27 protein-coding genes and 1 tRNA gene are annotated in these 21,084 nt (G+C 69.0%); 11 read left to right on the top strand and 17 right to left on the bottom strand.

Features of this window, described 5'->3' with window-relative positions; translation table 11 throughout:
- The first annotated feature begins 1 nt into the window (after window position 1).
- Entirely contained in the window at window positions 2-901 is a 900-nt protein-coding gene (locus tag ACZ6ZD_RS27215; protein ID WP_465676746.1) for an AraC family transcriptional regulator, read from the top strand.
- Here ACZ6ZD_RS27215 and ACZ6ZD_RS27210 read toward each other — a convergent pair.
- The 3 genes from ACZ6ZD_RS27210 to ACZ6ZD_RS27200 are packed head-to-tail and all read right to left on the bottom strand — an operon-like array spanning window position 856 to window position 2,904.
- Window positions 856-1,641, bottom strand: coding sequence for an SCO1664 family protein (locus tag ACZ6ZD_RS27210; protein WP_465676745.1), 786 nt, complete (start codon window positions 1,639-1,641; stop codon window positions 856-858). The two genes, ACZ6ZD_RS27215 and ACZ6ZD_RS27210, sit on opposite strands and share 46 nt — an antisense overlap.
- Window positions 1,638-2,213, bottom strand: a complete 576-nt coding sequence (locus tag ACZ6ZD_RS27205) for a DUF3090 domain-containing protein (RefSeq protein WP_465676744.1) — start codon at window positions 2,211-2,213, stop codon at window positions 1,638-1,640. Before ACZ6ZD_RS27205 ends, ACZ6ZD_RS27210 begins: the two co-directional genes overlap by 4 nt.
- A 13-nt stretch (window positions 2,214-2,226) precedes the next feature.
- The gene (locus ACZ6ZD_RS27200; RefSeq protein ID WP_465676743.1) at window positions 2,227-2,904 is read right to left on the bottom strand and encodes a histidine phosphatase family protein; all 678 of its coding nucleotides are present in this window, start codon (window positions 2,902-2,904) and stop codon (window positions 2,227-2,229) included.
- A 49-nt stretch (window positions 2,905-2,953) separates the two neighbouring features.
- On the opposite strand from ACZ6ZD_RS27200, the gene corA reads away from it, so the two are divergent.
- Entirely contained in the window at window positions 2,954-3,925 is a 972-nt protein-coding gene (gene corA, locus ACZ6ZD_RS27195; protein WP_465676742.1) for a magnesium/cobalt transporter CorA, read from the top strand.
- Here the strand turns inward: corA and ACZ6ZD_RS27190 are convergent, their stop codons facing one another.
- The gene (locus ACZ6ZD_RS27190; protein WP_465676741.1) at window positions 3,926-4,753 is read right to left on the bottom strand and encodes an undecaprenyl-diphosphate phosphatase; all 828 of its coding nucleotides are present in this window, start codon (window positions 4,751-4,753) and stop codon (window positions 3,926-3,928) included.
- 2 nt (window positions 4,754-4,755) lie between these two features.
- Window positions 4,756-5,805, bottom strand: coding sequence for an LLM class F420-dependent oxidoreductase (locus ACZ6ZD_RS27185; protein ID WP_465676740.1), 1,050 nt, complete (start codon window positions 5,803-5,805; stop codon window positions 4,756-4,758).
- A gap of 51 nt (window positions 5,806-5,856) precedes the next feature.
- Between ACZ6ZD_RS27185 and ACZ6ZD_RS27180 the strand changes: the two genes are divergently transcribed.
- Genes ACZ6ZD_RS27180 through ACZ6ZD_RS27170 form a run of 3 tightly spaced genes read left to right on the top strand, consistent with a single transcriptional unit; the run spans window position 5,857 to window position 8,107 of the window.
- Window positions 5,857-6,798 (top strand): aldo/keto reductase, encoded by a 942-nt coding sequence (locus tag ACZ6ZD_RS27180; protein WP_465676739.1) that lies wholly within the window; start codon window positions 5,857-5,859, stop codon window positions 6,796-6,798.
- A 32-nt stretch (window positions 6,799-6,830) separates the two neighbouring features.
- The gene (locus tag ACZ6ZD_RS27175; protein ID WP_171673053.1) at window positions 6,831-7,016 is read left to right on the top strand and encodes a DUF5703 family protein; all 186 of its coding nucleotides are present in this window, start codon (window positions 6,831-6,833) and stop codon (window positions 7,014-7,016) included.
- A gap of 44 nt (window positions 7,017-7,060) precedes the next feature.
- Window positions 7,061-8,107, top strand: coding sequence for a mandelate racemase/muconate lactonizing enzyme family protein (locus tag ACZ6ZD_RS27170; RefSeq protein WP_465676738.1), 1,047 nt, complete (start codon window positions 7,061-7,063; stop codon window positions 8,105-8,107).
- Here ACZ6ZD_RS27170 and ACZ6ZD_RS27165 read toward each other — a convergent pair.
- Entirely contained in the window at window positions 8,038-9,234 is a 1,197-nt protein-coding gene (locus ACZ6ZD_RS27165; RefSeq protein ID WP_465676737.1) for an MFS transporter, read from the bottom strand. The genes ACZ6ZD_RS27170 and ACZ6ZD_RS27165 overlap by 70 nt on opposite strands.
- 73 nt (window positions 9,235-9,307) lie before the next feature.
- Here ACZ6ZD_RS27165 and ACZ6ZD_RS27160 point away from each other — a divergent pair, with 73 nt between their 5' ends.
- The 3 genes from ACZ6ZD_RS27160 to ACZ6ZD_RS27150 all read left to right on the top strand — a co-directional run bounded on the left by ACZ6ZD_RS27160 (window position 9,308) and on the right by ACZ6ZD_RS27150 (window position 11,371).
- Window positions 9,308-10,162: a LysR family transcriptional regulator gene (locus ACZ6ZD_RS27160; RefSeq protein ID WP_465676736.1), complete on the top strand. Its 855-nt coding sequence runs from the start codon at window positions 9,308-9,310 to the stop codon at window positions 10,160-10,162.
- A 67-nt stretch (window positions 10,163-10,229) separates the two neighbouring features.
- On the top strand, window positions 10,230-10,691 hold the full coding sequence (locus ACZ6ZD_RS27155; RefSeq protein ID WP_465676735.1) for a hypothetical protein: 462 nt from the start codon (window positions 10,230-10,232) through the stop codon (window positions 10,689-10,691).
- A gap of 53 nt (window positions 10,692-10,744) precedes the next feature.
- Window positions 10,745-11,371, top strand: coding sequence for a lysoplasmalogenase family protein (locus ACZ6ZD_RS27150; RefSeq protein ID WP_465676734.1), 627 nt, complete (start codon window positions 10,745-10,747; stop codon window positions 11,369-11,371).
- Here the strand turns inward: ACZ6ZD_RS27150 and ACZ6ZD_RS27145 are convergent.
- Genes ACZ6ZD_RS27145 through ACZ6ZD_RS27135 form a run of 3 tightly spaced genes read right to left on the bottom strand, consistent with a single transcriptional unit; the run spans window position 11,331 to window position 13,534 of the window.
- Window positions 11,331-11,750 (bottom strand): VOC family protein, encoded by a 420-nt coding sequence (locus ACZ6ZD_RS27145; RefSeq protein ID WP_465676733.1) that lies wholly within the window; start codon window positions 11,748-11,750, stop codon window positions 11,331-11,333. The genes ACZ6ZD_RS27150 and ACZ6ZD_RS27145 overlap by 41 nt on opposite strands.
- Window positions 11,751-11,776: 26 nt before the next feature.
- Window positions 11,777-13,102: a M20/M25/M40 family metallo-hydrolase gene (locus ACZ6ZD_RS27140; protein WP_465676732.1), complete on the bottom strand. Its 1,326-nt coding sequence runs from the start codon at window positions 13,100-13,102 to the stop codon at window positions 11,777-11,779.
- Between the two features lie 15 nt (window positions 13,103-13,117).
- Window positions 13,118-13,534 (bottom strand): VOC family protein, encoded by a 417-nt coding sequence (locus tag ACZ6ZD_RS27135; RefSeq protein WP_465676731.1) that lies wholly within the window; start codon window positions 13,532-13,534, stop codon window positions 13,118-13,120.
- Window positions 13,535-13,735: 201 nt separating this feature from the next.
- Here ACZ6ZD_RS27135 and ACZ6ZD_RS27130 point away from each other — a divergent pair.
- Window positions 13,736-13,821: transfer RNA gene (locus ACZ6ZD_RS27130), tRNA-Leu, on the top strand.
- Here ACZ6ZD_RS27130 and ACZ6ZD_RS27125 read toward each other — a convergent pair.
- The 8 genes from ACZ6ZD_RS27125 to ACZ6ZD_RS27090 form a co-directional block, all read right to left on the bottom strand.
- Window positions 13,803-14,921: a recombinase family protein gene (locus tag ACZ6ZD_RS27125; RefSeq protein WP_465676730.1), complete on the bottom strand. Its 1,119-nt coding sequence runs from the start codon at window positions 14,919-14,921 to the stop codon at window positions 13,803-13,805. The two genes, ACZ6ZD_RS27130 and ACZ6ZD_RS27125, sit on opposite strands and share 19 nt — an antisense overlap.
- Window positions 14,921-15,574, bottom strand: coding sequence for a recombinase family protein (locus ACZ6ZD_RS27120; protein ID WP_465676729.1), 654 nt, complete (start codon window positions 15,572-15,574; stop codon window positions 14,921-14,923). Before ACZ6ZD_RS27120 ends, ACZ6ZD_RS27125 begins: the two co-directional genes overlap by 1 nt.
- 657 nt (window positions 15,575-16,231) lie before the next feature.
- Complete coding sequence (locus ACZ6ZD_RS27115) at window positions 16,232-16,714, bottom strand: Imm1 family immunity protein (RefSeq protein WP_465676728.1); 483 nt, start codon at window positions 16,712-16,714, stop codon at window positions 16,232-16,234.
- Entirely contained in the window at window positions 16,711-17,322 is a 612-nt protein-coding gene (locus tag ACZ6ZD_RS27110) for a DddA-like double-stranded DNA deaminase toxin (protein WP_465677476.1), read from the bottom strand. The genes ACZ6ZD_RS27115 and ACZ6ZD_RS27110 overlap by 4 nt, the downstream gene beginning before the upstream one ends.
- 219 nt (window positions 17,323-17,541) lie before the next feature.
- Window positions 17,542-17,808 carry a hypothetical protein gene (locus tag ACZ6ZD_RS27105; RefSeq protein WP_465676727.1) on the bottom strand — a complete coding sequence of 89 codons (267 nt, stop codon included), beginning with the start codon at window positions 17,806-17,808 and terminating at the stop codon, window positions 17,542-17,544.
- On the bottom strand, window positions 17,795-18,190 hold the full coding sequence (locus tag ACZ6ZD_RS27100) for a hypothetical protein (RefSeq protein WP_465676726.1): 396 nt from the start codon (window positions 18,188-18,190) through the stop codon (window positions 17,795-17,797). Before ACZ6ZD_RS27100 ends, ACZ6ZD_RS27105 begins: the two co-directional genes overlap by 14 nt.
- A gap of 242 nt (window positions 18,191-18,432) precedes the next feature.
- Window positions 18,433-18,831 carry a hypothetical protein gene (locus ACZ6ZD_RS27095; RefSeq protein ID WP_465676725.1) on the bottom strand — a complete coding sequence of 133 codons (399 nt, stop codon included), beginning with the start codon at window positions 18,829-18,831 and terminating at the stop codon, window positions 18,433-18,435.
- The gene (locus ACZ6ZD_RS27090) at window positions 18,818-19,045 is read right to left on the bottom strand and encodes a hypothetical protein (protein ID WP_465676724.1); all 228 of its coding nucleotides are present in this window, start codon (window positions 19,043-19,045) and stop codon (window positions 18,818-18,820) included. The genes ACZ6ZD_RS27095 and ACZ6ZD_RS27090 overlap by 14 nt, the downstream gene beginning before the upstream one ends.
- Window positions 19,046-19,123: 78 nt before the next feature.
- Between ACZ6ZD_RS27090 and ACZ6ZD_RS27085 the strand changes: the two genes are divergently transcribed.
- Both ACZ6ZD_RS27085 and ACZ6ZD_RS27080 read left to right on the top strand, forming a co-directional pair.
- Complete coding sequence (locus tag ACZ6ZD_RS27085) at window positions 19,124-20,248, top strand: helix-turn-helix domain-containing protein (RefSeq protein WP_465676723.1); 1,125 nt, start codon at window positions 19,124-19,126, stop codon at window positions 20,246-20,248.
- 13 nt (window positions 20,249-20,261) lie between these two features.
- Window positions 20,262-20,837: an HD domain-containing protein gene (locus tag ACZ6ZD_RS27080; protein WP_465676722.1), complete on the top strand. Its 576-nt coding sequence runs from the start codon at window positions 20,262-20,264 to the stop codon at window positions 20,835-20,837.
- Window positions 20,838-21,084: the final 247 nt, after the last annotated feature.

Genomic DNA, 21,084 nt, shown 5'->3' with positions numbered 1-21,084 from the left:
CATGCATCCCCTCGACGACCTGCTCCGCGGTCTGCGCGCCGAAGGCGCCGTCCTCGGTACGCCGGTGCTGACGCCGCCGTACGCGCTCCGCTTCGTCGACGGCGCTGCCCTCACCTTCTGCACCCCGCTCCGCGGCGCGGGCTGGCTCGTCGCGGCCGGTGCCGACCCTCAGCGCATCGCCCCAGGTCAGACCGCGATCATCCGCGGCCCGCACCCGTTCGTGTTCACCGACGACCCCGACCGGACCGGCCCGACGATCGACGTCCGCTGCGACGGCAACGTCGACCAAGCGCAGCAGTCCGACGGCACCGTCCTGATGGCGGGCGCGTACCACGTCCGGCAGGAGCTCCCCCGCCGGCTGCTCGACGAGCTACCACCGGTCGTGGTCGTCACTGACGACCACGACTGCACCCCACTCCTCGACTACCTGGAGGAGCGGGTCGCGGCCCGCGGCCTCGGCCGGCTCAGCCCCGACCGGCTCCTCGACTGGCTGATGATCTGCACTCTCCGCGAGTGGTTCGAGGCCAACCCGCCGCCCTGGTACGGCGCGCTCGCCGACGACGTCGCCGGTCCCGTCCTGCAAGCGATGCACAACTCCCCCGCCACCGGCTGGACGCTCGCCAACCTCGCCGAGGTCGCGGCCGTCTCCCGGACGACGCTCGTCCGCCGCTTCACCGAGCTGACCGGCCAGGCCCCGCTCACCTACCTGACCGAGCTACGGATGACACTGGCCGCCGATCTGCTCGCCGAGCCCGGCGCGACGGTCGCGACCGTCGCCAGACGGGTCGGGTACGCCGATGCGTTCGGCTTCAGCGCCGCCTTCAAACGCGAGCGCGGCCTCAGCCCGAGCAGCTATCAGAAGGCCGGCCACGGAATGGCGGGCCAGTCCTCACTCGGGTAGGGGAACACGCCGGTCTTCAGCAGAGTCGCGCAACGCTCGCGCGTCGCGGTCAGCTCGACCGAGGTGATCAGCTCAAGCAGCTCCTGCCCGAGACCACCCGCCAGCCCGTCCGACAACCGGCGGACGTCGTCCAGCAGGTCGGCCGCGATCGGCTCACCGGCCCAGCCCCACAACACCGTCCGCAGCTTGTCGTCGGCGTTGAACGTCACTCCGTGGTCGACGCCGAAGACGCGTCCGTCCCCCGGGTTCAGCACGTGGCCGCCCTTGCGGTCCGCATTGTTGACCACGGCATCGAATACCGCCATCCGCCGCAGCTCGGCCGTGTCGGCGTGCACGAGCGTGACCGGGTTGTGCCGCCCGTCCAGCGCATCCAGGACGCCGACCCAGCCCGCGGGTACCCGCCCCTGCGGAACGATGTCGACCAGCTCGGTCTCCCCCGCGGTCAGCTCGGCCTCGTCGATCCACAGCTGGACCATGCCCTCGCCGAGCGGCCCGTCCCGCAGCAGCGTCGGCGGGACGATCGACCAGCCGAGCGTCTCGGAGACGACGTACGCCGCGTACTCGCGCTGAGCGAGCGTGCCGTCAGGGAAATCCCACAGCGGGCGCTCGCCCTGGACCGGCTTGTAGACCACCGTCGCGGTCTCCCCGCCCAGGCTCACCGCGCCCTGGAAGGTGCCGTTCGAAGCAGCCGTCAGCCGGCCGTGCAGGGACAGCTCCCCCTGTGCGAGCAGCTCGATCATTCCGGCAGGTGCCTGCGGTAGCCGTTGGCGCGCGGGCAGATGTGGCCTTCGGCATCGATCGGGCGGCCGCAGAACGGGCAGCTCGGCCGGCCGGAGGCGACCAGCGCCACCGCGCGCCGCGCGAACGCGCGGGCCTGCTGCTCGCTGAGCCGGACGATGAACACCTCGCCGTCCTCGGACTCCATCGCCGCGGCGACCGGGTCCTCCTCGTCGAGCTCGGCCTGCTCGGCGGTGACGACCGAGAACACCTCGATCACCACCCGCTCGGCGTCGGCCTCCCAGGCCAGCGTCATGGTGCCGGCCCGGAACTCCTCCTCGATCGGCTGCTCCAGCGGATCGGTGTCATCCGGCCCGGTCGGCGTCGCCGGCTCGCGCTCGAACCGCCGCGCGACCTCGTCCAGCATCACGTCCAGCCGCTCCGCGAGCGCCATCACCTGTTCCTTCTCACAGGCCACCGAGGTCAGCCGGGAGCCGGCCCGGGCCTGCAGGAAGAAGGTCCTCGCACCGGGTTCCCCCACGGTGCCGGCGACGAACCGCTCGGGTCCGTCGTACGAGTGAACGACGCGTGCCATACCTGAGACCCTATTACCGTCCGCCGACGACCGCGTCCGAGGACTGCTTTTTGCCCTTGGCGGCGGGTTTCGGGACGAGCGACGCCAGCTCGCTGCCGGTGTCGTTGAGGCGGACCAGGAACGGCCGGGTCTGGGTGTAGGTGATGATCGTGGTGGAGGCGGTGTCGACGACGATCCGCTGGAAGGTGTCCAGATGCTGGCCGAGGGCATCGGCCACGATCGCCTTGATCACGTCGCCGTGCGAGACGGCCACCCAGATCGCGTCGTCCGGCAGGGCGGCGTTGTGCGCCCGGATCGCGTCCACCCCGCGCTGCTGCATCGCACGCATCGATTCACCGTTCGGGAACGTCACGGACGACGGATGCGCCTGGACGACGGCCCACAGCGGATCCTTCGCCAGCGTGGCGATCTTCTGGCCGGTCCAGTCGCCGTAGCCGCACTCCGTCAGCCGGCGGTCGGTCGCCGGACGCAGGCCGGAGTGCTGTTTGGCGATCGCGGCCGCGGTCTGCCGGCAGCGCTCCAGCGGCGACGTGATGATGGCGGCCAGCGGCAGCCCGGCGAGCCGCTGCGCGACCGCGTCGGCCTGCTGGACGCCGGTCTCGTCCAGCTTCACGCCCGGCGTGCGCCCGGCCAGCGTGCCGGACGTGTTCGAGCTACTACGGCCGTGCCGGACCAGAATCACCGTGGGCATGAGGTGCACGTTAGCCGGTCCGGGCAACTCGCGGTGCCATGATGGGCGGGTGATCGTCGATTGCGGGGTGTACGCCGAGGGCGAGCGGCTCGATCTGCCGAAGGAGCCCGAGACCGTCGCGCAGACCCTCGACGAGCAGGACCACACCTTCGGCTGGGTCGGCCTGCACGAGCCCACGGACGCCGAGATGCGCCGCGTCCAGCAGCTGTTCGGGCTGCACGAGCTCGCCGTCGAGGACGCCGTCCGCGCGCACGAGCGGCCCAAGGTCGAGCGCTACGGCGACGCGCTGGTCGTCGTCCTGCGCACGCTCTGGTACGTCGACGAGGGCGACCAGGTGGAGACCGGGCAGGTCAGCGTCTTCGTCGGCCCCCGGTACGTCGTCACCGTCCGGCACGGCGACGGCGCCGAGCTGGCCACCACCCGGCACGCGCTCGAGGAGCGCGCCTCGATGCTCGGCCACGGCCCGGCCGCCGTCCTGTGGGCGATCTGCGACGCGATCGTCGACGGCTACGAGGAGGTGGCCGAGCAGGTCGAGGTGGACGTCGACGAGGTCGAGACCTCGGTCTTCTCCCCCGAGCGGACCAGCGACGCCGAGCGGATCTACAAACTCAAACGCGAGGTCCTGGAGATGCGCCGGGCGATCTTCCCGCTGCGCGAACCCATGGAGGCGTTCGCGCACGGCGTCCCCGGCATCAACGCGAAGGCCGCGCCGTTCTTCCGCGACGTCGCCGACCACGTCGTCCGCGTCTCCGAGCAGACCGACGGGCTCGACACGCTGCTCAGCTCGGCGCTGAACGCGCATCTGGCCCGTGTCTCGGTCCAGCAGAACGACGACATGCGCAAGATCTCGGCCTGGGTGATGATCGCCGCGGTGCCGACCATGCTGGCCGGCATCTACGGCATGAACTTCGACAACATGCCCGAGCTGCGCTGGCACTTCGGGTACTACGCCGTCCTGCTGCTGATGGGCGGCGTCTGCGGAACCATGTACGGCCTGTTCCGCAAGGTCGGCTGGCTCTAGCTACGTCGCCGTGATCGTGCTGGTGGCCAGCAGGATCAGGATGACGATGCCGAGCAGCAGCCGGTAGAAGGCGAACACCTCGGTGGTGTGCTTCGCGACGAACCGGATCAGCCAGGCGACCGAGGCGTAGCCGACGATGAAGCTGACGACTGTACCGACGATCAGCGGGACGACGCCGACGTCCCCGCCGAGCGCGTCAGGCAGCTGGAAGACGGCCGCGCCGACCAGCGCCGGGATGCCGAGCAGGAACGCGATCCGGGTCACGGCGACCCGCTCCAGGCCGCGGAACATACCGGCCGTCATCGTCGCGCCGGAGCGCGAGACGCCCGGGATCAGCGCCAGGCACTGGATCACGCCCATCACGATCGCGTCGGTCAGCGTGACCTTCTCCAGCGGCCGCTTCTTCGAGCCCAGCCGCTCGGCCGCGACCATGAAGAACGACCAGACGATCAGCGAGCCCGCGACCCACCACATACTGCGCAGCGGCCCGGAGATGATGTCGCGGGCCAGGAAGCCGACGATGCAGATCGGCAGCGAGCCGATCACGACGTACCAGCCCATCCGGTGGTCGAACGTGCCGCGGTGCTCGGGTTTGGTCAGCCCCTTGAACCAGGCGACGGCGTACCGGCGGATGTCGCCCCACATGTAGAACACGACCGCGGCGATCGCGCCGAACTGGATCACCGCGGTGAACGCGGTCACGCTCGGGTCGTCGATCGGCAGCCCGAGGGCCTTCGACGTGATCGTCAGGTGGCCGGTGCTGGAGATCGGCAGGAATTCGGTCAGACCCTCGACGATGCCGAGGATGATGGCGTCCCAGATGGTCAAGGTCAGGCACCGACCCCGGCGAGTTCGAGGGCCTCGGCCAGCACGCGCAGGTCGGCGATCCGCTGGTCGACGGTCGGCGCGAACGGCGTCACGGCGGCGGTCGTCACACCCGCTTCGGCGTACGCGGTCAGTTTCTCGGCCAGCCGCTCCTTGCCGCCGAGCAGCGAGATGCCGTCGATGAAGCCCTGCGGGACGGCGGCCATCGCGTCCCGGTGCTGTTTGGCCAGGTACAGGTCCTGGATCTGCTTGGCCTCGTCGGCGTAGCCCATCCGGACGGCGAGCGCGTTGTAGAAGTTCTTCTCCCGGCTGCCCATCCCGCCGATGTACAGCGCGGCGTACCCGCGGATCGGGTCGGCGGCGGCGTTCAGATCGTCACCGGTCATCAGCGGAACCGAAGCGACGACGTCGAAACCGTCGAGCCCCAGCTGACGGGACTGGCGTCCCGTCTCGATGTGTTTCAACTGCTCTCCAAGATAGGCGGGGTCGTTCAGGATGCCGAGCCAGCCGTCGGCGATCTCGCCGGCCAGCTCGAGGTTCTTCGGGCCGACCGCGGCCAGGTAGACCGGCACGTGGTCGCGGAGCGGGCGGCTGGACAGCTTCAGCGCCTTGCCGGGACCGTCCGGCAGCGGCAGCGTGAAGTGCTCGCCGTGGAACTCCACCGTCTCGCGCCGCAGGGCGGCGTTGACGATGGCAACGTACTCGCGAGTGCGGGCCAACGGCTTGTCGAAGCGGACGCCGTGCCACCCCTCGGACACCTGCGGCCCCGACACGCCGAGCCCGAGCCGGAACCGGCCGCCGGACAGCCGGTCCAGCGTCGCGGCCGTCATCGCGGTCATCGCGGGCGTCCGGGCCGGGATCTGGAACACGGCGGCGCCGACGTCGATGGTCGTCGTCTGCGCGGCGATCCAGGTCAGCAGGGTGGCGGCGTCCGAGCCGTACGCCTCCGCCGCCCAGGTGACCGAGAAGCCGAGCGCCTCGGCCTCCTTCACCAGCTTCAGATGGTCCAGGTGCTCGTCGCCGAAGACGAAGCCGATGTTCAGTCCGAGTCGCATGACTGGCGAGCCTAGCGAGAGGTTGTCGGTGGGCCGCAATAGGCTCGGGTTATGCAGCAGCGCTATCTCGGTCACAGTGGTCTGGCGGTGAGCCGGCTCGGCCTGGGCACCATGTCCTGGGGGCGGGACACCGACGAGCACGAGGCGCGTGAGCAGCTCGCCGCGTTCGCCGCCGCCGGCGGCACGCTGATCGACACCGCCGCGGCGTACGGCGACGGCGACAGCGAGCGGCTGATCGGGTCCCTGCTCGGCGACGTGGTCGAGCGCGACGACGTGGTGATCGCGACCAAAGCCGGGTTCAGCGTCCGCCGCGGCGAGCGGATCACCGACACCTCGCGCGGCGCGCTGCTCCGCGATCTGGATGCTTCCCTGCGCCGGCTCGGCGTCGACTACATCGACCTCTGGCAGCTGCACACGTGGTCCGACGACGTCCCGCTGGAGGAGACGCTGTCCGCGCTCGACCACGCGGTGAACTCGGGCAAGGTCCGGTACGTCGGCGTCTCGAACTACGCGGGGTGGAAGTCGGCCCGCGCCGTCACCTGGCAGCAGGCCTGGCCCGGCCGCGCCGTCCCGGTCTCGAACCAGGTGGAGTACTCGCTCCTCGCCCGGGACGCCGAGGCCGACGCGATCCGGGCGGCCGGCGGGCTGGGCATCGGCGTCCTCGCGTGGTCGCCGCTGGGGCGCGGCGTGCTGACCGGGAAGTACCGCACCGGCATCCCGGCGGATTCCCGGGCGGCGTCTCAGCATTTGTCGAGATTCGTCGACCCCTACCTCGACGGCCGCGGTTCGGGCATCGTGGAGGCGGTGGCACGCGCCGCGGACGGGCTCGGCTGGAGCCCGCTCGAGGTCGCGCTCACCTGGGTGCGGGACCGGCCCGGCGTGTCGGCGGCGATCGTCGGCGCCCGGACGGCGCCGCAGCTGAAGTCGGTGCTGGGTGTTGAGGAGCTGACTCTGCCGCCGGCCATCGCGGCCGCGCTGGAGGATGTCTCGTGAGGACGACGCTGTCGAGGTAGCTGGAGGTGCGGATGGCCGAATACGAGCTGCAGCAGTTCGAAGTCTCCCGAACGGAAACCCGCGGCGCGGTCCGGCGCCTGCTCACCGAGCACGCCGAGTACGGCGGCTGGGAGCTGGCCCGCCTCCGCCGCTACCCCGACGGCACCCGCCGCGTCTGGCTCCGCCGCCGCATCATCAAGGTCATGCGCACGTTCTAGCTCTCCTGGGGTTCGGCACGCCTGCGGCTGGATAGGTTGCAGGGATGACGCTCTCCCAGCACGTCATCAGCTCGATCACGACCACCGAGGTCGGCGCCCGCTACCTGCGGCCCGTCGGCCGGAACTCGTTCCGCGGCGACCACGGCAGCGGCGCGACCGAGACGGCGTACGTCGTCACCACGTCGCACGGCGCGACCGGGTGGGGGCTCGCGCTCGGGCCGGGCGACCCGGCCGCCCTGATCGGCCGGAACCTGGCCGAGCTGATCGAGCCGTCGATCGGGGTGATCGACGCCGGGGCGCTGTTCCTGGACTACCCGCTGCACGACCTCGCCGCGCGGGTGCTCGACGTCCCGGTGCACGTACTGCTCGGGGCGGCCGGAGCGCCGTCCGTCCGGTGCTACAGCGGCGGGATCTACTTCGACGACCTGGACAGCGGCCTGCCGGTGATCGCGCAGAACCTGGCGCAGGATCACGCCTTCGGGTTCCGCGACTTCAAGCTCAAGATCGGCCGCGGCTACCGCTGGATGCCGCACGACGCCGGGCTGGAGCGCGACATCGCCGTCACCCGGCAGACCCGCGAGCTCTACCCGGACGCCGACGTCCTGGTCGACGCGAACGACGGCTACTCGATGAACACCCTGACCGCCTACCTGGACGCCGTCGCCGACGTCCGGCTCTACTGGCTCGAGGAGCCGCTCGCGGAGCGCTGGGAGGATCTGGAGTACCTGCGCCACCACCCCGCCCGGCCGGAGCGGATCGCCGACGGCGAGTTCGACCCGAACGTCGGCCACATCCTGCGGCTGGCCGCCGCCGGTCTGATCGACGTCGCGCTGATGGACGTCGTCGGCCACGGCCTCACCGCCTGGCGCCGGACCATGCCCGACCTGCCGATCAAGGCCTCACCACACGCCTGGGGCCTGCCCTTGAAGACCCTGTACGCCGCCCACCTCGCCGCCGGCCTGGGCAACGTGGACATCATCGAGGGCGTCCCCGGCCACACGACGGGCACCGTCGACGACGGCTACACGCTCGCGGACGGCGTACTGACGCTCGCCGACCGGCCTGGCTTCGGGATCGACCTGGCCAGGTAGCCGACGGCAGCGGCGACGAGCGTGGTCAGCAGGCCGGAGGCGATCAGGGTGCTCTGGGCGCCGATCACCGCGATGATCGGACCGCCGGCGAGCAGACCGGCCGAGCTGCACGCGTTCACCACGACGGACTGGCCGGAGAGCAGCGCCCGCCGGTCGGCGCCGGTCGAGGTCTGGGTGATGATCGCGGAGATGGCGGCGATGCCCCAGACCACGGCCGTCCCGGCGAGGGCAGCCAGCAGAGCAATGCTCAGTGGTTTCGTCCAGAGGCCCATCCCGGCCCAGCACAGCCCGACTACCGCCCAGGTCACCGCCGCCAGCCGTACCGGCTCGACTCGGCGGACGAGCTGCATGGCGACGACGGTCCCGAGGACCGCGCCAACGCCGTACCCGCTCATGCCTGCGGCCAGGTAGACCGCCGGCTGACCGCGCTGCGCGCCTAGCACCGACAGGCCGAGGGTGAATGCGAACCAGGTCAGGCAGCCCGTGCCGCGGATGATCCAGCCGAGCGCGACCTCTCGCCGTCCACTCAGGCTGCCGCGGATCGACGGCGCCTCCCCACTCCGGCCCTCGCCCCGGACCAGCGCTGCCGCGAGGCCGCCCGCGAGCACCGCTGCCGCCTCGACCCACAGCAGTCCAATCGTGACCCCGGCGGCTACTGCAACGGCAGCCATCGGCGGCCCGACGACCATGCCGACCCGGCGCAGGCCGTCCTGCCAGGTCAGCAGGACCACCGCCCGCCCAGGGCCCCACCGGTCGCCGGTGTCGGCCAGCAACGCCGTCCGGCCGGGCGCGGCCAGCGCGTCACCCGCGCCGAGCAGCAACCCACTCACCACCAGCAACCACGGCGACAGCACACCCAGCCCAGCCGCAGCCGGCACGATCGCCAACGCACCAGCCGACCCCGCCGCGACGACGGCCAACCGCGGCCCGGAGTCCACCGACTGCCGCGCCCGACGCGCCCACCACGGCGACAGCAACACCGGTAGCCCTGCCGCGCCCCCAGCCAGCCCGGTCGCGGCCACTGACCCGGTCTCCTGCAGCACGACGAGTGGCAGCGCAACCTGCGCGATCCGGAACGCCAGCTCCGCGATCGCCCCGCCGACCAACAGGGTGATGGCATCTCTCATGCCCTTGATTCTTTGCGGGTTCAGCATTCATCGGTAGCCGGTCGTTGCTTGACGCAACCCATAATCTGAGCCTATGGCTTCATTACCCGCCGTCGAGGACCTGCTCCTGGTCCAGGCCATCCTGCGCACCGGCGCGGTCGGTACGGCGGCCCGCGAACTGCGCATCTCCCAGCCGGCCGCCTCGCAGCGCCTGGCCCGCCTCGAGCGGCACTGCGGCGCCAAACTCTTCGACCGCGACACCCGCGGCGCCCGTCCCACCCCCGCCGGCACCGAGCTCGGCCGCCGCGCCGACCACATCCTCGGCCACCTCGAAGAGGTCTACGCCGCCACCCGCACCGCCGCCACCGGCCGCCGCCTCGTCATCGGCACCTTCGCCAGCCTCGCCCCGATCCTCTTCCCCGTCCTGGACGCCGAGCTCGACATCGACCAGGTCGTCGACCACGGCCAGTTCCTCGTCGAGCGCGTCGCCGAAGGCACCCTGGACGGCGCCTTCATCGCCATCGCCGACCAGATGACGCTCCCGCGCAACACCATCGCCCGCCGCGTAGGCCGCGACGAACTGGTCCTCTTCGTCCCCGCCGGCGCCGCTCTCCCCGCCACCGGCAAACACCCCCTCAAAGACCGCCCCATCCCCTTCTCCACCTACGACCGCGGCTCCGACGACATCGCGGCCCGCCTGGTCGCCCTCGGCGCCCACCCCCGCCGCGGCGTCACCCTCAACACCACCGTCGCCATGGCCCGCCGCCGCACCCACCTGGCCCTCGTCCCCCGCAGCGCCCTGGCCACCGAACTCCACCCCGGCGAACGCCTGGTCCCCGCCCCCTTCCGCCACCGCCTCACCCTCTCCGTCGTCACCGCCCATACCCCACCCCAACCCTTGATGACCCGTCTCCGCCGACTCCGCGAAACGCTGAACTTGTTGCCCTAGGCATGAGCCTCCCGGAGGTTAGGGTGCGGGAGCCCTGAAGATCCGCCCATGATCCGAAAGGTCATCGATGTTCATCTCTCGCATTCTGGCGGTCGCCGTGCTGGCCGTGATCCCGCTGAGCTCGCCCGCCGTCGCCGCCGGCCCCGATGCCGCCGTCCAGCGTCGAGTCGACGCCGTCCTGGCGAAGCACGGCGGGCAGCAGATCTCGGCGAACCAGGTCCGCTGGGCCGACGGCGGCGCGGTCACGACCGTCCAGTCCGCCGGCCAATGGGGTGACCCCTCGACCTGCGCCTACGGCAACTTCTGCGTGTACACCGGCTCCGGCTACAGCGGCGACCGCACCGACTTCCTCCGCTGCGAAACCTACCCCTACCCCACGGACTTCTGGTCCTACGTGAACAACCAGACCGGCGGCACCCGGGCGACCCTGATCTCGGACCAGGGCAGCGACCCCGTCCTCACCCCGGGCGCCTGGCACGGCCAGTTCACCTGGAACGGACTGAACTACAGCGCCGTCAAACCTTGCTGAACTTGTCGTGAACGGCCCGCCGCGACCGCGGCCGGTGCGGCAGACTCGGCGCCATGAACCTGAGGCGCCTCGCGAGCGACCGGCGGCGGTTGACGGCGTACTGGAGCGCGACGGCGGTGCAGGTCGCCGCCGTCGCCCTCGACGTCAAGATCCTCCGCGAAGCCAGCAAGGTCTCGCTCATGCCGTTGCTGCTCTCCTGGACCCGATCGCAGCACGCCCACCCGCTCCTGCAGGCCGCGCTCCTCGCGTCGGCCGCCGGCGACCTCCTGCTCGAGACCCGTTTCGAGCTCGCCGGTATCGCAGCCTTCGCCGCCGCCCACGCGTGCTACCTGGCGTTCTACGCGGGCCGGTCGACCGCGCGCGACTGGCGTGTTCTTGCCGCCTACGCCGCTCTCTGGGCCGCCCTGATCGCTGCCCTGTCGCCCGGTCTCGGCAGCCAGCAGATTCCCGTCGCCGCCTACGCTTTGTTGCTCACCGCAACCGCTGTCTTCGCGCGCTGGCACAGCCCACGCGCCGGCCTCGGCGGCTTGCTCTTCCTGGTCTCCGACGCGCTGATCGCGTACCGGATGTCCGGCCGGGATTTCCGCGGCCGGAGCGCCTTGACGATGTCGACGTACGCCGCCGGCCAGTACTTCCTGACTAGCTCGCGAACACCTGAGCGTCGTCCGCGAACGCCTTGAACTCGAGTGCGTTCCCGGCCGGATCCAGGAAGAACATCGTCCACTGCTCGCCGGTCTGACCCTCGAACCGCACGTACGGCTCGATCACGAACCCCGTCCCCGCGGCCTTCAGCCGGGCCGCGAACTCCTGGAACCGCTCGACCGTGAGCACGCAGCCGAAATGCGGCACCGGTACGTCGTGCCCGTCCACCGGGTTGTGGATTCGCTGCACCCGCTCCCCCGCGAGATGCGTCACGAACTGGTGGCCGAACAGGTTCCAGTCGATCCAGGTGTCGGAGCTGCGTCCTTGGGTGAGCCCGAGGACCTCGCCGTAGAACGCGCGCGCGGCGTCCAGGTCGTCGACGGGCATGGCCAGATGGAACCGGGGCACCTCGGGCATCGGCGTACCTTTCGTCAGGGCTTTCGTCAGGCTTGGTCGAGGAAGCGGTCGAGGACGCGGGAGCCGAACTCGAGGGAGGCGGTCGGGACGCGCTCGTCGATCCCGTGGAACATGCCCATGAAGTCGAGGTCGGGCGGCAGCTGCAGGGGGACGAAACCGAAGCAGCGGACGCCGAGGCGGCTCCAGGACTTGGCGTCGGTGCCGCCGGACATCAGCAGCGGGGCCGTGCGGCTCTGCGGGTCCTCGGCGGCCAGGCAGGCCTTCATCGCCTCGACCAGGCCGCCGCTGAACTCGGTCTCCAGCGCGATGTCCTCGACGACGGTCTCGCGCTGGACCTTGTCGCCGATCAGCTCGTCGATGGTCGCGAAGAACTCGTCCTCGTACCCGGGCAGGAAGCGGCCGTCGATGTGGGCCTCGGCGTCCCCGGGGATGACGTTCACCTTGTAGCCGGCGTTCAGCATCGTCGGGTTGGCGGTGTTGCGGATGGTCGCGCCGAACATCCGGCTGAAGCTGCCGAGTTTGGACAGCGTCTCGGTCATGTCCTCGGGGTCGAGCTCGGTGCCGAGCACGTCCTCCAGCGTCTTGAGGAACTCACGGACGGTCGGCGTGACCCGCAGCGGCCACTCGTGCCCGCCGATCCGGGTGACGGCCTCGACCAGGTTCGTGACCGCGTTGTCGGTGTTGATCATCGACCCGTGGCCCGCCGTCCCGCGGGCCTTCAGGCGCATCCAGTTCATACCCTTCTCGGCCGTCTCGATCAGGTACAGCCGCAGGTCGTCCTTGACCGTGATCGAGAACCCGCCGACCTCGCCGATGCCCTCGGAGCAGTCCGCGACGGTGTCCGGGTGGTTGTTGATCAGCCACTGGGCGCCGTACACGCCGCCGGCCTCCTCGTCGGCCGTGAACACCAGCCGCACCGGACGCCGCGGCTTCACCCCGGCCCGCTGGCGCGCCCGGACGACGGACAGCACCATCGCGTCGAAGTCCTTCATGTCGACCGCGCCGCGGCCCCACACGCACCCGTCGAAGATCTCCCCCGCGAACGGGTCGACCTTCCAGTCCTTCGGGTCGGCCGGGACGACGTCCAGGTGCCCATGCACGAGCAGCGGATCGGCGCTCTGGTCCTCGCCCTCCCAGTGCGCCACCAGCGTCGCCCGGCCCGGCTCCGACTCGTAGATCGTCGACTCGATCCCGACCTCGTCGAGTTTGGCCGCGACGTACTCCGCGGCGTCCCGCTCGCCGTTGCTCTTCCCGTTGCCGTAGTTCGTGGTGTCGAACCGGATCAGCTCACTGCACAGCTCCACCACCTCGGCATCGGCGGCGTACGACGGGCGCTCGGTCGAAGTCGTCATACGCCCCATCCTCCCTCAGAGCACGCTCAGCCCGTACATCTCCCCCAGCGGGTCCGAGATCAGCTCCACCCGCGCGCCGTCCGGGTCCCGGAAGTAGATCGACGTCCCACTCTCCTCCAGGTACTCCACCCCCGCCCCGTCCAGCCGTCCCTTCAGCTCCACCCACCGCTCCGGCTCCACCGAGATCGCCAGATGATGCAACCCGCCCAGCACCTCCGCGTACTCCCCCAGCTCCAGCCCCGGGAAGTCGAAGAACGCCAGCAGATTCCCGTTCCCGATATCGAAGAAGAAGTGACTCGACCCCGCGTAGTCCCGATTCCCCACGATCTCCGTCAACGGAAACCCCAGCACCCCCTGGTAGAACCGGATCGTCCGCTCGACGTCCGCACACAACACCGCCACATGATGCAACCCCCGCGCCGTACTCCCCACCCGCGCACCCCCCAAGTACTCCCCCCTCAACCGCTCCCGCTCCACCTCAATAGCTGCCACATCAACAGTCCCCACCACACCCACCCTCTCTCCTCGAACCTTCAACCACCCCCATCGAACACCCCCACCCACCCGATGTGAATTCCCCGCCCGTTGTTTGCTACTGTTCTCCGGTCGGCGCCACTGAGGCGCAGACCACCTGTCCGGGTGGCGGAATAGGCAGACGCGCTAGCTTGAGGTGCTAGTGCCCTTTACGGGGCGTGGGGGTTCAAGTCCCCCCTCGGACACGCAACTTATCCCCACGGTCCCTCATCGGATCGATCTCTACGCCGACCGCCTGGTCGGCGTAGTTGTATGTAAGGCCCAGTTTCAGCGCCGCGTACAACTCACTCAGCTCCGCCGGATCAGCAGCGTCGAGCGCCCGCCCCACATCCCCCAACTCCTCGACATACGTCACCAGTTGATCACGATTCAGCACCTCACGATCCGGCACCGCCGCCAGCGCCCGCTCCGCAACCTGCCTCTCCGTGGCCGCCGCGTTGTACTGATCCCGCAATTCCGCCGGATCCCACCCCGCTTCCAGCGCTTTCCGGGCCCGATCCATAGTGACCTTCGCCGCACGGACACGCCCACGCAGTTCCTCGACATACGCACCTCGATCACTCTCAAGATCGCCCTCGACCACAAGCGCCTCGATCGTCGCCTCCCGATGCAACGGATCGAACAACGTCCCCACCCACCGATTCAACGCCGGCACCACCGCATCCTCACGCAAATAGATCTGCCGAGGATGTACCAGCGCCACCGCCGACCCCGGCACCAACGTCCGCGCATTGCACCGGTAGTAGATCGTCTCCTCACGCCGCGCCGCCCCCTCAAACCGACGCCGGCAAATCGAGCAAGTAATCCGTCCCCGTAAGACGTAAGTCCGCCGCCTCGGCGCCGTCCGCCGCGGCTGACCCGACCACCCCTTCTGCCCACCCACCCGACGCCGCCGCTTCTCCAACTCAGCAGCCGTGAACACCTCCACCGACACAACCTCCGGATGCGCCGGATTCCGCGACCGCACGATCCTCGCCTGCGGCGACCGCCGAAACTTCACAACGTAGCCCGCGGCAACATCATCAGGATCCAGCAGCTCCTCAACCTTCTGCCACCGCCCATAAATCGCGTACCCCGTGTACCGCGGATTCTCCAACACGGCCGCGATCGTGCTGTGCTGCCACCCATCCATGACCCGATGCCGATTCTGATCCGGCGTATGCGCCGACGGACACGGCACACCCTCCCGATTCAACTGCTCAGCAATCGCCTTCCGCCCCCACCCGTCGAGATACATCTCAAAGATCCCCCGTACGACAGCAGCCGCCGGCTCGTCGACCACCATCACCCGCAACCGCTGCCCCTCCGCCGCCTGCCTCGGATGCGGATGCGGCCCGCCATCCACCACCCGATACCCGTACGCCGCCCGCCCACCCTCAACCGCCCATCAATCAACACCTGCGCAGCCATCGCCGCCCACAACCGCTTCTGCACATGCTGCCGCTCCGACTTCGACAACCCACCCGTAATCGTCATCGCCATGTCGTGCACCGTGTTCTCCGGATCGAACCGCCCACCCAAACTCGGAATCCACAACGACACCCCGAACCGATCGAACTTCGGCCAGGTCAGACTGAACTGATTACTGAACCAACACCGAGTCGCCTCTCCTACGACGAGCCCGTCCCAGCCTCGGTTCGGGTCCTTCAAGGCCCGCAGAATCCGGCTCGCCTCATCCCGCCGCTCCCACGGCAACGACCGCGACTGCCCGATATCGAAGTACTCCGCCACGATCTCCCCACCCAACGGCTCCACGAACCGAGCCGCCTCCCCCAACTGCCACGCCTTCGACGTCGCCGGATCCTGGTTGTCCTCCGTCGAACACCGCCCATAGAACGCCAACCGCCCAGCCCCACCCCCGCTACCCACCTCCGCGGCGAGCGCCTCCATCCCCAACAACTCATCCAGCGTCGCCCACCCATCGGCCGCCGCACTCACGACGCCTCCCGATCCGTCTCGGCACGCCCCCGCCGCACCAAGATCCGCCGCAACACCCGAGCCGCCTGAGGCCCCAACCAAGGCGGCTCGGCCGGCACCCGCACCCGATCCCTCAACCCGTCATCAGAATCCCGCGTCATCTCACCCCATGCCAGTTCAACGGATGCCGACACCCACTTTCCGGACCAACCCGACGAGGGCGAACACCGGCACACATCTGGCACTCAAGGCGTTTCAGCGCCCACGAAACGCCTACCGCCGCCGACCCACCCGACCCGTTGAACCAACCATGGACACGCCACAGCCCCCAGAATCCGCCCACCCCACGTACCGCACCAACGTCTGCGAACACTGTTCGACCAGCTTCGAAATGACCCGATCCGACCAGCGCTTCTGCTCAGATCTCTGCCGCCTCCGCCGCTGGCGAACCCGCCAAAAGACCACCCGCCAGCCCACCCAAGCGACCAGCAACCCGGCCGACGCACTACGCGCGGAGATCGCCCACCTGCAGTCCCAAATCACCGAACTCCGCCACACCAACGCCGCCCTGCGCGCACAACTGAAGCGCCTACAGACACCTCAAGCTTTCCAACTGGCAACACCCAATTGGCGCCGTGCCAGCAACATCTGGCGCGAGTGACAGGCACCTGGACGGGGTCAGCCCGCGGGGTCCACCGTTCGACCGAACCCGGCGTCTCCGTCCTCCTCGACGGCGTCCCATTCGCCCCAACTGAACGGCTCCGACTCCGTCGCTGCTGGTCGCACGACTGCCCATCCGACCGTTGTGGGTCGCTGCCCTGTCCGCTGAAACTCCAACACCGCAGCGCGCGCCTCCTCGACCCCGATCGCGCTCTCGGCGTCGATCGTCGTGGGCACCGTTCCAAGCTGGAACGACACATCATCCGGCGCTTCAAGGGTGGCTGCCGAGTGGTAGGCCTCGCCGCCGTCGCGCTTCTCAATGAAGCGGAGCGAGCTGAAGTCCCGTCCGAGCCCGATCTGCAGTACGTCGTAAGCGGGAGTGGCAAGTTCGAGCCAGGTTGGCAGTGGCAACGAAGTGACCTTGTCGAGGAGGTCTTCGAGCTCGTCAGCGGAAGCCACCTGGACCGTCTCGTAGTCGTAGGTAGCTTTCATGTCAGTCATGCCATCCCCTTTCCGTTGCCACGGTAGACCTTATGGTCTCCTGGCCAATACACCGTGAGTTTCGTGCCTTTCGGGAGCTGGTCCTCCAGCGTTTCATCGCATCCCGCCTCGCCAGGACACGGCTTGTTGTTGAGGTACAGAGTCGCCTCCTTGGGTGCCCCAGCGCGCCTGAGCAGGGCAGCCGCGTGCCCTTCGACATGCTCCCGAGCAACGGCCAATCCCGCCCGCCACCCCGTCAGACCAGGCGCGCCGGCACCCGGGCCACGCGTCCCGCTGACCAGGTGAGTCATCCCGCGACCGTCGATCGACGTCAGGATGCCTCTGGTCGCGCCCTGGCCGCCCGGCCGCTCGGGAAGCCGTTGGAAGATGTGCTCGAAGTACGGCGCCGGCTCGGATTCTCCTTGAGCGTCGCCGCCGTCGTCCGCTGGCAGCCCAACACGATCTGAGTCTGATTGGCTGGCTCCCGACGCTTTCGGTCCAGCATCTCGCAGCTTGCCCGGGGAGGATCCGTCACCGGCTGGCGGGTTGTGACCAATCGAGTCAGGCCCTCCACCCGCTCCGATCGCGACCAGCTGCTGTGCCCAGTCGAGCGCCTTTGGTGGTGCCATGGCGAGGTAGTGCGCAGCCGCATCACAGGCGCGGGCGGCGTCGTCGAGTTCTGCCGCCGCGGCGGAGCCGTGATGCCCGGCCAACGTCCCGACAAGAGCCGCGTTCTCGCGGCATCGCGCCGCCGTCCGCTGGAGATGAGCAACCACCTGCGGGACTTGGTTGAGGGCATCTACCAGTCCCTGCGCAACCCGCTGGAGCTCCGAGGGCATGCGCCACGCCTAGATCTGATCGGCGTACCGAGCACAGCCCGCCGCTGCGATCTCCAGCGACTGTGCAGCCTGCTCGACGGCTCTGCCGGCTGCATCCAGAATCTCGGCGATATCTCGATCGACACCCGTCGCGGTTCCAGCGATCAGCCCTTGTACCTGCGCGGATTGCTGCGAAAACCTCGACTTGAACTGCGCGATCCCACCTCCGGCTTGCTTGGCCTCCAGCGAGATCTGATGCAATTGCTCTTTGAGGCGTTGTACGTCAGACACGCTCATTCTCCTCACATTGAACTAATGCTTCGTGCGGTCTCACTTCGCGGCTCGACTGAAGCGCCAGCTCAACCAGGAGCCGATCTGGGACGGCGCTGCCGACGAACCATGGACGGCGGTCGACGCTGATGACGTAGCGCGGGTGCGGCCGCCGCATACCGGTCATCGGACGACGCCAATGGACGCGGCACAGCACGATCGACCCGTTCGACCACGAAGGCGTGATGACATCGAAGCCGTCTTCGCCTGCGGGCAGATTCAGGATCCAGTCGGGACCGTCCGGTGGATCACCGATCTCGTGGATCTCGCCGCTCAGCGCGAGCCAGAAGACCGTGCAGTACTGCCAGTCCGCCACGCTCTGCACGCGGTGCCACATGTCGTCCGACACGGAGTGCTCCCGAGCAATCTTCACTGAGACCGACCGGGCGGTCAGGGCGAACGAACCCAGCGCCCGAGACCACCCGGCCGGCCATAGCCGAGGACTCCGTCCGGACCCCGGCGTGGAACGGCTGGCGCGGGCCGGGACTCGCCTCACGACCCGCGCCAGCCGGCACTGCAGGTCCCTGGCCGAGCCCTCCACAGGGGAAGGGAAGGCTCGGACAAGGACCGAACTACGGCGAGACCGGCAGTTCACGGCGGCGTGATCCTTGAAGGCACACCCCTGCCGACCTCGCCTGCTTCCGGTGCCACCGGCAGCATGATTCGGGCTCCCGTAGCGCGTTCGAACCGCTCCCGGACAGCTGCAGGTTCGCCGACCAACGCGAGGTGTCCCAGGTGCGGCATCACAACCGCGGTCACCTCGTACCGGTTCACTGAGACCACGAGCGCGTCGTACGCCGCCGGGGCGGTCTCGGCCTGCTCGACATAGACCGTCCCGAGCGTGAAGCCCTCCATCGCCGCGAACGCTCCGAGCTCGACCTTCGCCCCGTCTACCTGCCGATCCGACAGGTAGAAATCGCGCCGCACGTACCCGAGCAGCAGCGGACGCGTGTAGTCGACCAGCCGCCGTGGCGCTTCACGACCCGACAACATCGCGCACCTCCGCATCGCTCGCAGGCTCATTGGTCACCCGCAAGCTCGCGAACCGCTGACGCATCGCAACCTCGAACCCGGCAGCGTTCATCGGGTCGTCCAGATGGTCGATGATCAGGTGCTGTCCGAACCACACGCACACTCGCCGCATCGATTCGGGCAGCGGCTCGACGTCCTCGCCAACGCTTGTGAACATGCCGACAACGATCACGGAAAGCTGAACTATGCTGAACTGACTGTGAGTGCGGGTTTCCGCGCTGCCCTGAGCGGGGAGGGAAAAGCGCACAACATGGCGCCGTCGAATAGTCAGACCGGCATGCGGGGTTTCGTCACCCCGGGCTCCGAGATCGGCATCGTTTCAGGATTCGTCCTGAAACTGATCCGCGGTTCACTCACGCTCACCCAAACCGAACTCGCCGAACGCCTAGGCGTCGACATCAGCACCATCCAGGGCTGGGAAACCGGCAAACGCCCACTCACCGCTCTCCGCACCGCCGACCTCGTACGTCTCCGGACCCGCCTCATCACTCTCGGCGCGGCCCCCACAGTGGTTGTCACGCTTCAAGACGCAGTCGAAGCCGACGGAATCCTCTCGATCGCGATCTCAGCCGGCGACCGCCCGGTCAGCGCCGACCTGAACCCGCTCGGCGCCGCAGTCCACCGCCGCAACCTCGTCAACATGATCACCTGGCCCTTCACCGGCATCTCGCCCCTCCCACTCCGCGAACTCTCCGAAGCCCCCGGCCGCGGCCCGGTCGCCAAACGACCGACACTGGCCCACGCAGACCAGACACGCTTCTTCGACCACCTGCTGGCCACCGTCCAATCCCCGGACGCTGCCCGCTCCCCCGTCCTACGCCGCCAGGCCATGTACCTACTCGGCTTCGACCAGCGCGCCGCCTCCACCCAATGGCTGGCCCACGAACACGAGCGCGCCTTCAAGATCACAACCCCCACGTCAGACCTCCCAGGCGGAATCGCCGCCCGCTCCGCCACCCTCGCCCTAGCCCGCCGAGGCGACAGCGACCCCCTCCACTACTTCATCAAGACCACCCTCAGCAGCGAACAGCACGCGGCCGCCAACCTCGCCTACTGGGCCTACTGGCTCGGCGAGATCACCGACCTGTACGCCGACGACACCTACCTCATCGCCGCCGCCAACGATCACACCTGGTCCGGCAGCCGAGTCGCCACCCACCTCCTCGCCCACCTCGACAACCCCGTCCACAGCCCCATCAACATCAACAGCATGTGGACGCTCGTCCTGGCCAAACCAGACCTCCTCAAACGAGACCACAACCTCCGCTCCCAGACTCAGAAACGCGTCGCCCAAGCCCTGGACGCGGGGTTCACCGGTCAGACCAGAGACGAGTTGATTAATCTGCGATGTGCAGTACAACTCGCAGACCGCTGACGAAGGGACCACCGTGGCCGACGACAACACCGACCAAGACGCCGCAGCCGCCATCGCCTTCGCCTACGAAATGGGCGTCCTCAAACGCCTCCGCCGCGCCGGCTGGTGGCACGCCGGCGTCCGCGACCCAGAATCCGTCGCCGAACACAGCCTCCGCGTAGCCCAACTAGCAGCCCTCATCGCCGCCGAAGAAGGCGCCGACCCAGCCCGAGCCGCCTACCTAGGCATGTGGCACGACTCCCAAGAAACCCGCATCGGCGACATCCCCCACAGCGCCCGCCCCTACATCACCGCAGCCCCCAACGAAGAAATCACCGAAGACCAAACCGCCAACCTCCCCCACACCGCCGCCAAAAGCATCCGCGAAGCAGTCGCCGAATACGAAACCCAAGACACCCTCGAGTCCCGCTGCGCCAAAGACGCCGACCGCCTCGAATGCCTCATGCAAGCCATCGAATACCGCGAATCCGGCTACACCCGCACCGACGGCTGGATCGAGTCATCTCGCGCGAAGATCCAGACCGAGTTCGGCCGGCGTCTCGCCGACGCAGCCCTGACCGTCTCTCCACTCACATGGCGCAATCGCTAGCGCGCCGGCGCCCTAGCAAGCGCATACCCAGTCGTCCCATGCGGGTTTGAGGGCATTAGGCACAAGCGAACAACGATTTGTCCGGGCGCCGAGTCCAATCAGCCTAATGGGGAGCGGCGCCAACGCTGCGATGGGGCCTCCTCCGAGCATTCGCGAGCTGGGAGACGGACCTCGGCCGGGATCGACGTGGGTACCTCGCAACCGCCACCCGGGCAAGCGGACGTCGGCCAGTCCCAATCCCATGCGG

Source organism: Kribbella sp. NPDC104218 (assembly GCF_055584105.1).
This window is presented reverse-complemented; position numbering and strand designations above follow the sequence as displayed.

Excerpts from the sequence above, each read along its gene's own strand:
- ACZ6ZD_RS27215 (WP_465676746.1), top strand. The coding sequence starts at position 2 with ATGCATCCCCTCGACGACCTGCTCCGCGGTCTGCGCGCCGAAGGCGCC.
- ACZ6ZD_RS27210 (WP_465676745.1), bottom strand. The coding sequence starts at position 1,641 with ATGATCGAGCTGCTCGCACAGGGGGAGCTGTCCCTGCACGGCCGGCTG.
- ACZ6ZD_RS27205 (WP_465676744.1), bottom strand. The coding sequence starts at position 2,213 with ATGGCACGCGTCGTTCACTCGTACGACGGACCCGAGCGGTTCGTCGCC.
- ACZ6ZD_RS27200 (WP_465676743.1), bottom strand. The coding sequence starts at position 2,904 with ATGCCCACGGTGATTCTGGTCCGGCACGGCCGTAGTAGCTCGAACACG.
- ACZ6ZD_RS27185 (WP_465676740.1), bottom strand. The coding sequence starts at position 5,805 with ATGCGACTCGGACTGAACATCGGCTTCGTCTTCGGCGACGAGCACCTG.
- ACZ6ZD_RS27180 (WP_465676739.1), top strand. The coding sequence starts at position 5,857 with ATGCAGCAGCGCTATCTCGGTCACAGTGGTCTGGCGGTGAGCCGGCTC.
- ACZ6ZD_RS27175 (WP_171673053.1), top strand. The coding sequence starts at position 6,831 with ATGGCCGAATACGAGCTGCAGCAGTTCGAAGTCTCCCGAACGGAAACC.
- ACZ6ZD_RS27170 (WP_465676738.1), top strand. The coding sequence starts at position 7,061 with ATGACGCTCTCCCAGCACGTCATCAGCTCGATCACGACCACCGAGGTC.
- ACZ6ZD_RS27165 (WP_465676737.1), bottom strand. The coding sequence starts at position 9,234 with ATGAGAGATGCCATCACCCTGTTGGTCGGCGGGGCGATCGCGGAGCTG.
- ACZ6ZD_RS27160 (WP_465676736.1), top strand. The coding sequence starts at position 9,308 with ATGGCTTCATTACCCGCCGTCGAGGACCTGCTCCTGGTCCAGGCCATC.
- ACZ6ZD_RS27155 (WP_465676735.1), top strand. The coding sequence starts at position 10,230 with ATGTTCATCTCTCGCATTCTGGCGGTCGCCGTGCTGGCCGTGATCCCG.
- ACZ6ZD_RS27150 (WP_465676734.1), top strand. The coding sequence starts at position 10,745 with ATGAACCTGAGGCGCCTCGCGAGCGACCGGCGGCGGTTGACGGCGTAC.
- ACZ6ZD_RS27145 (WP_465676733.1), bottom strand. The coding sequence starts at position 11,750 with ATGCCCGAGGTGCCCCGGTTCCATCTGGCCATGCCCGTCGACGACCTG.
- ACZ6ZD_RS27140 (WP_465676732.1), bottom strand. The coding sequence starts at position 13,102 with ATGACGACTTCGACCGAGCGCCCGTCGTACGCCGCCGATGCCGAGGTG.
- ACZ6ZD_RS27125 (WP_465676730.1), bottom strand. The coding sequence starts at position 14,921 with ATGGTGGTCGACGAGCCGGCGGCTGCTGTCGTACGGGGGATCTTTGAG.
- ACZ6ZD_RS27115 (WP_465676728.1), bottom strand. The coding sequence starts at position 16,714 with ATGACTGACATGAAAGCTACCTACGACTACGAGACGGTCCAGGTGGCT.
- ACZ6ZD_RS27110 (WP_465677476.1), bottom strand. The coding sequence starts at position 17,322 with ATGGCACCACCAAAGGCGCTCGACTGGGCACAGCAGCTGGTCGCGATC.
- ACZ6ZD_RS27105 (WP_465676727.1), bottom strand. The coding sequence starts at position 17,808 with ATGAGCGTGTCTGACGTACAACGCCTCAAAGAGCAATTGCATCAGATC.
- ACZ6ZD_RS27085 (WP_465676723.1), top strand. The coding sequence starts at position 19,124 with ATGGCGCCGTCGAATAGTCAGACCGGCATGCGGGGTTTCGTCACCCCG.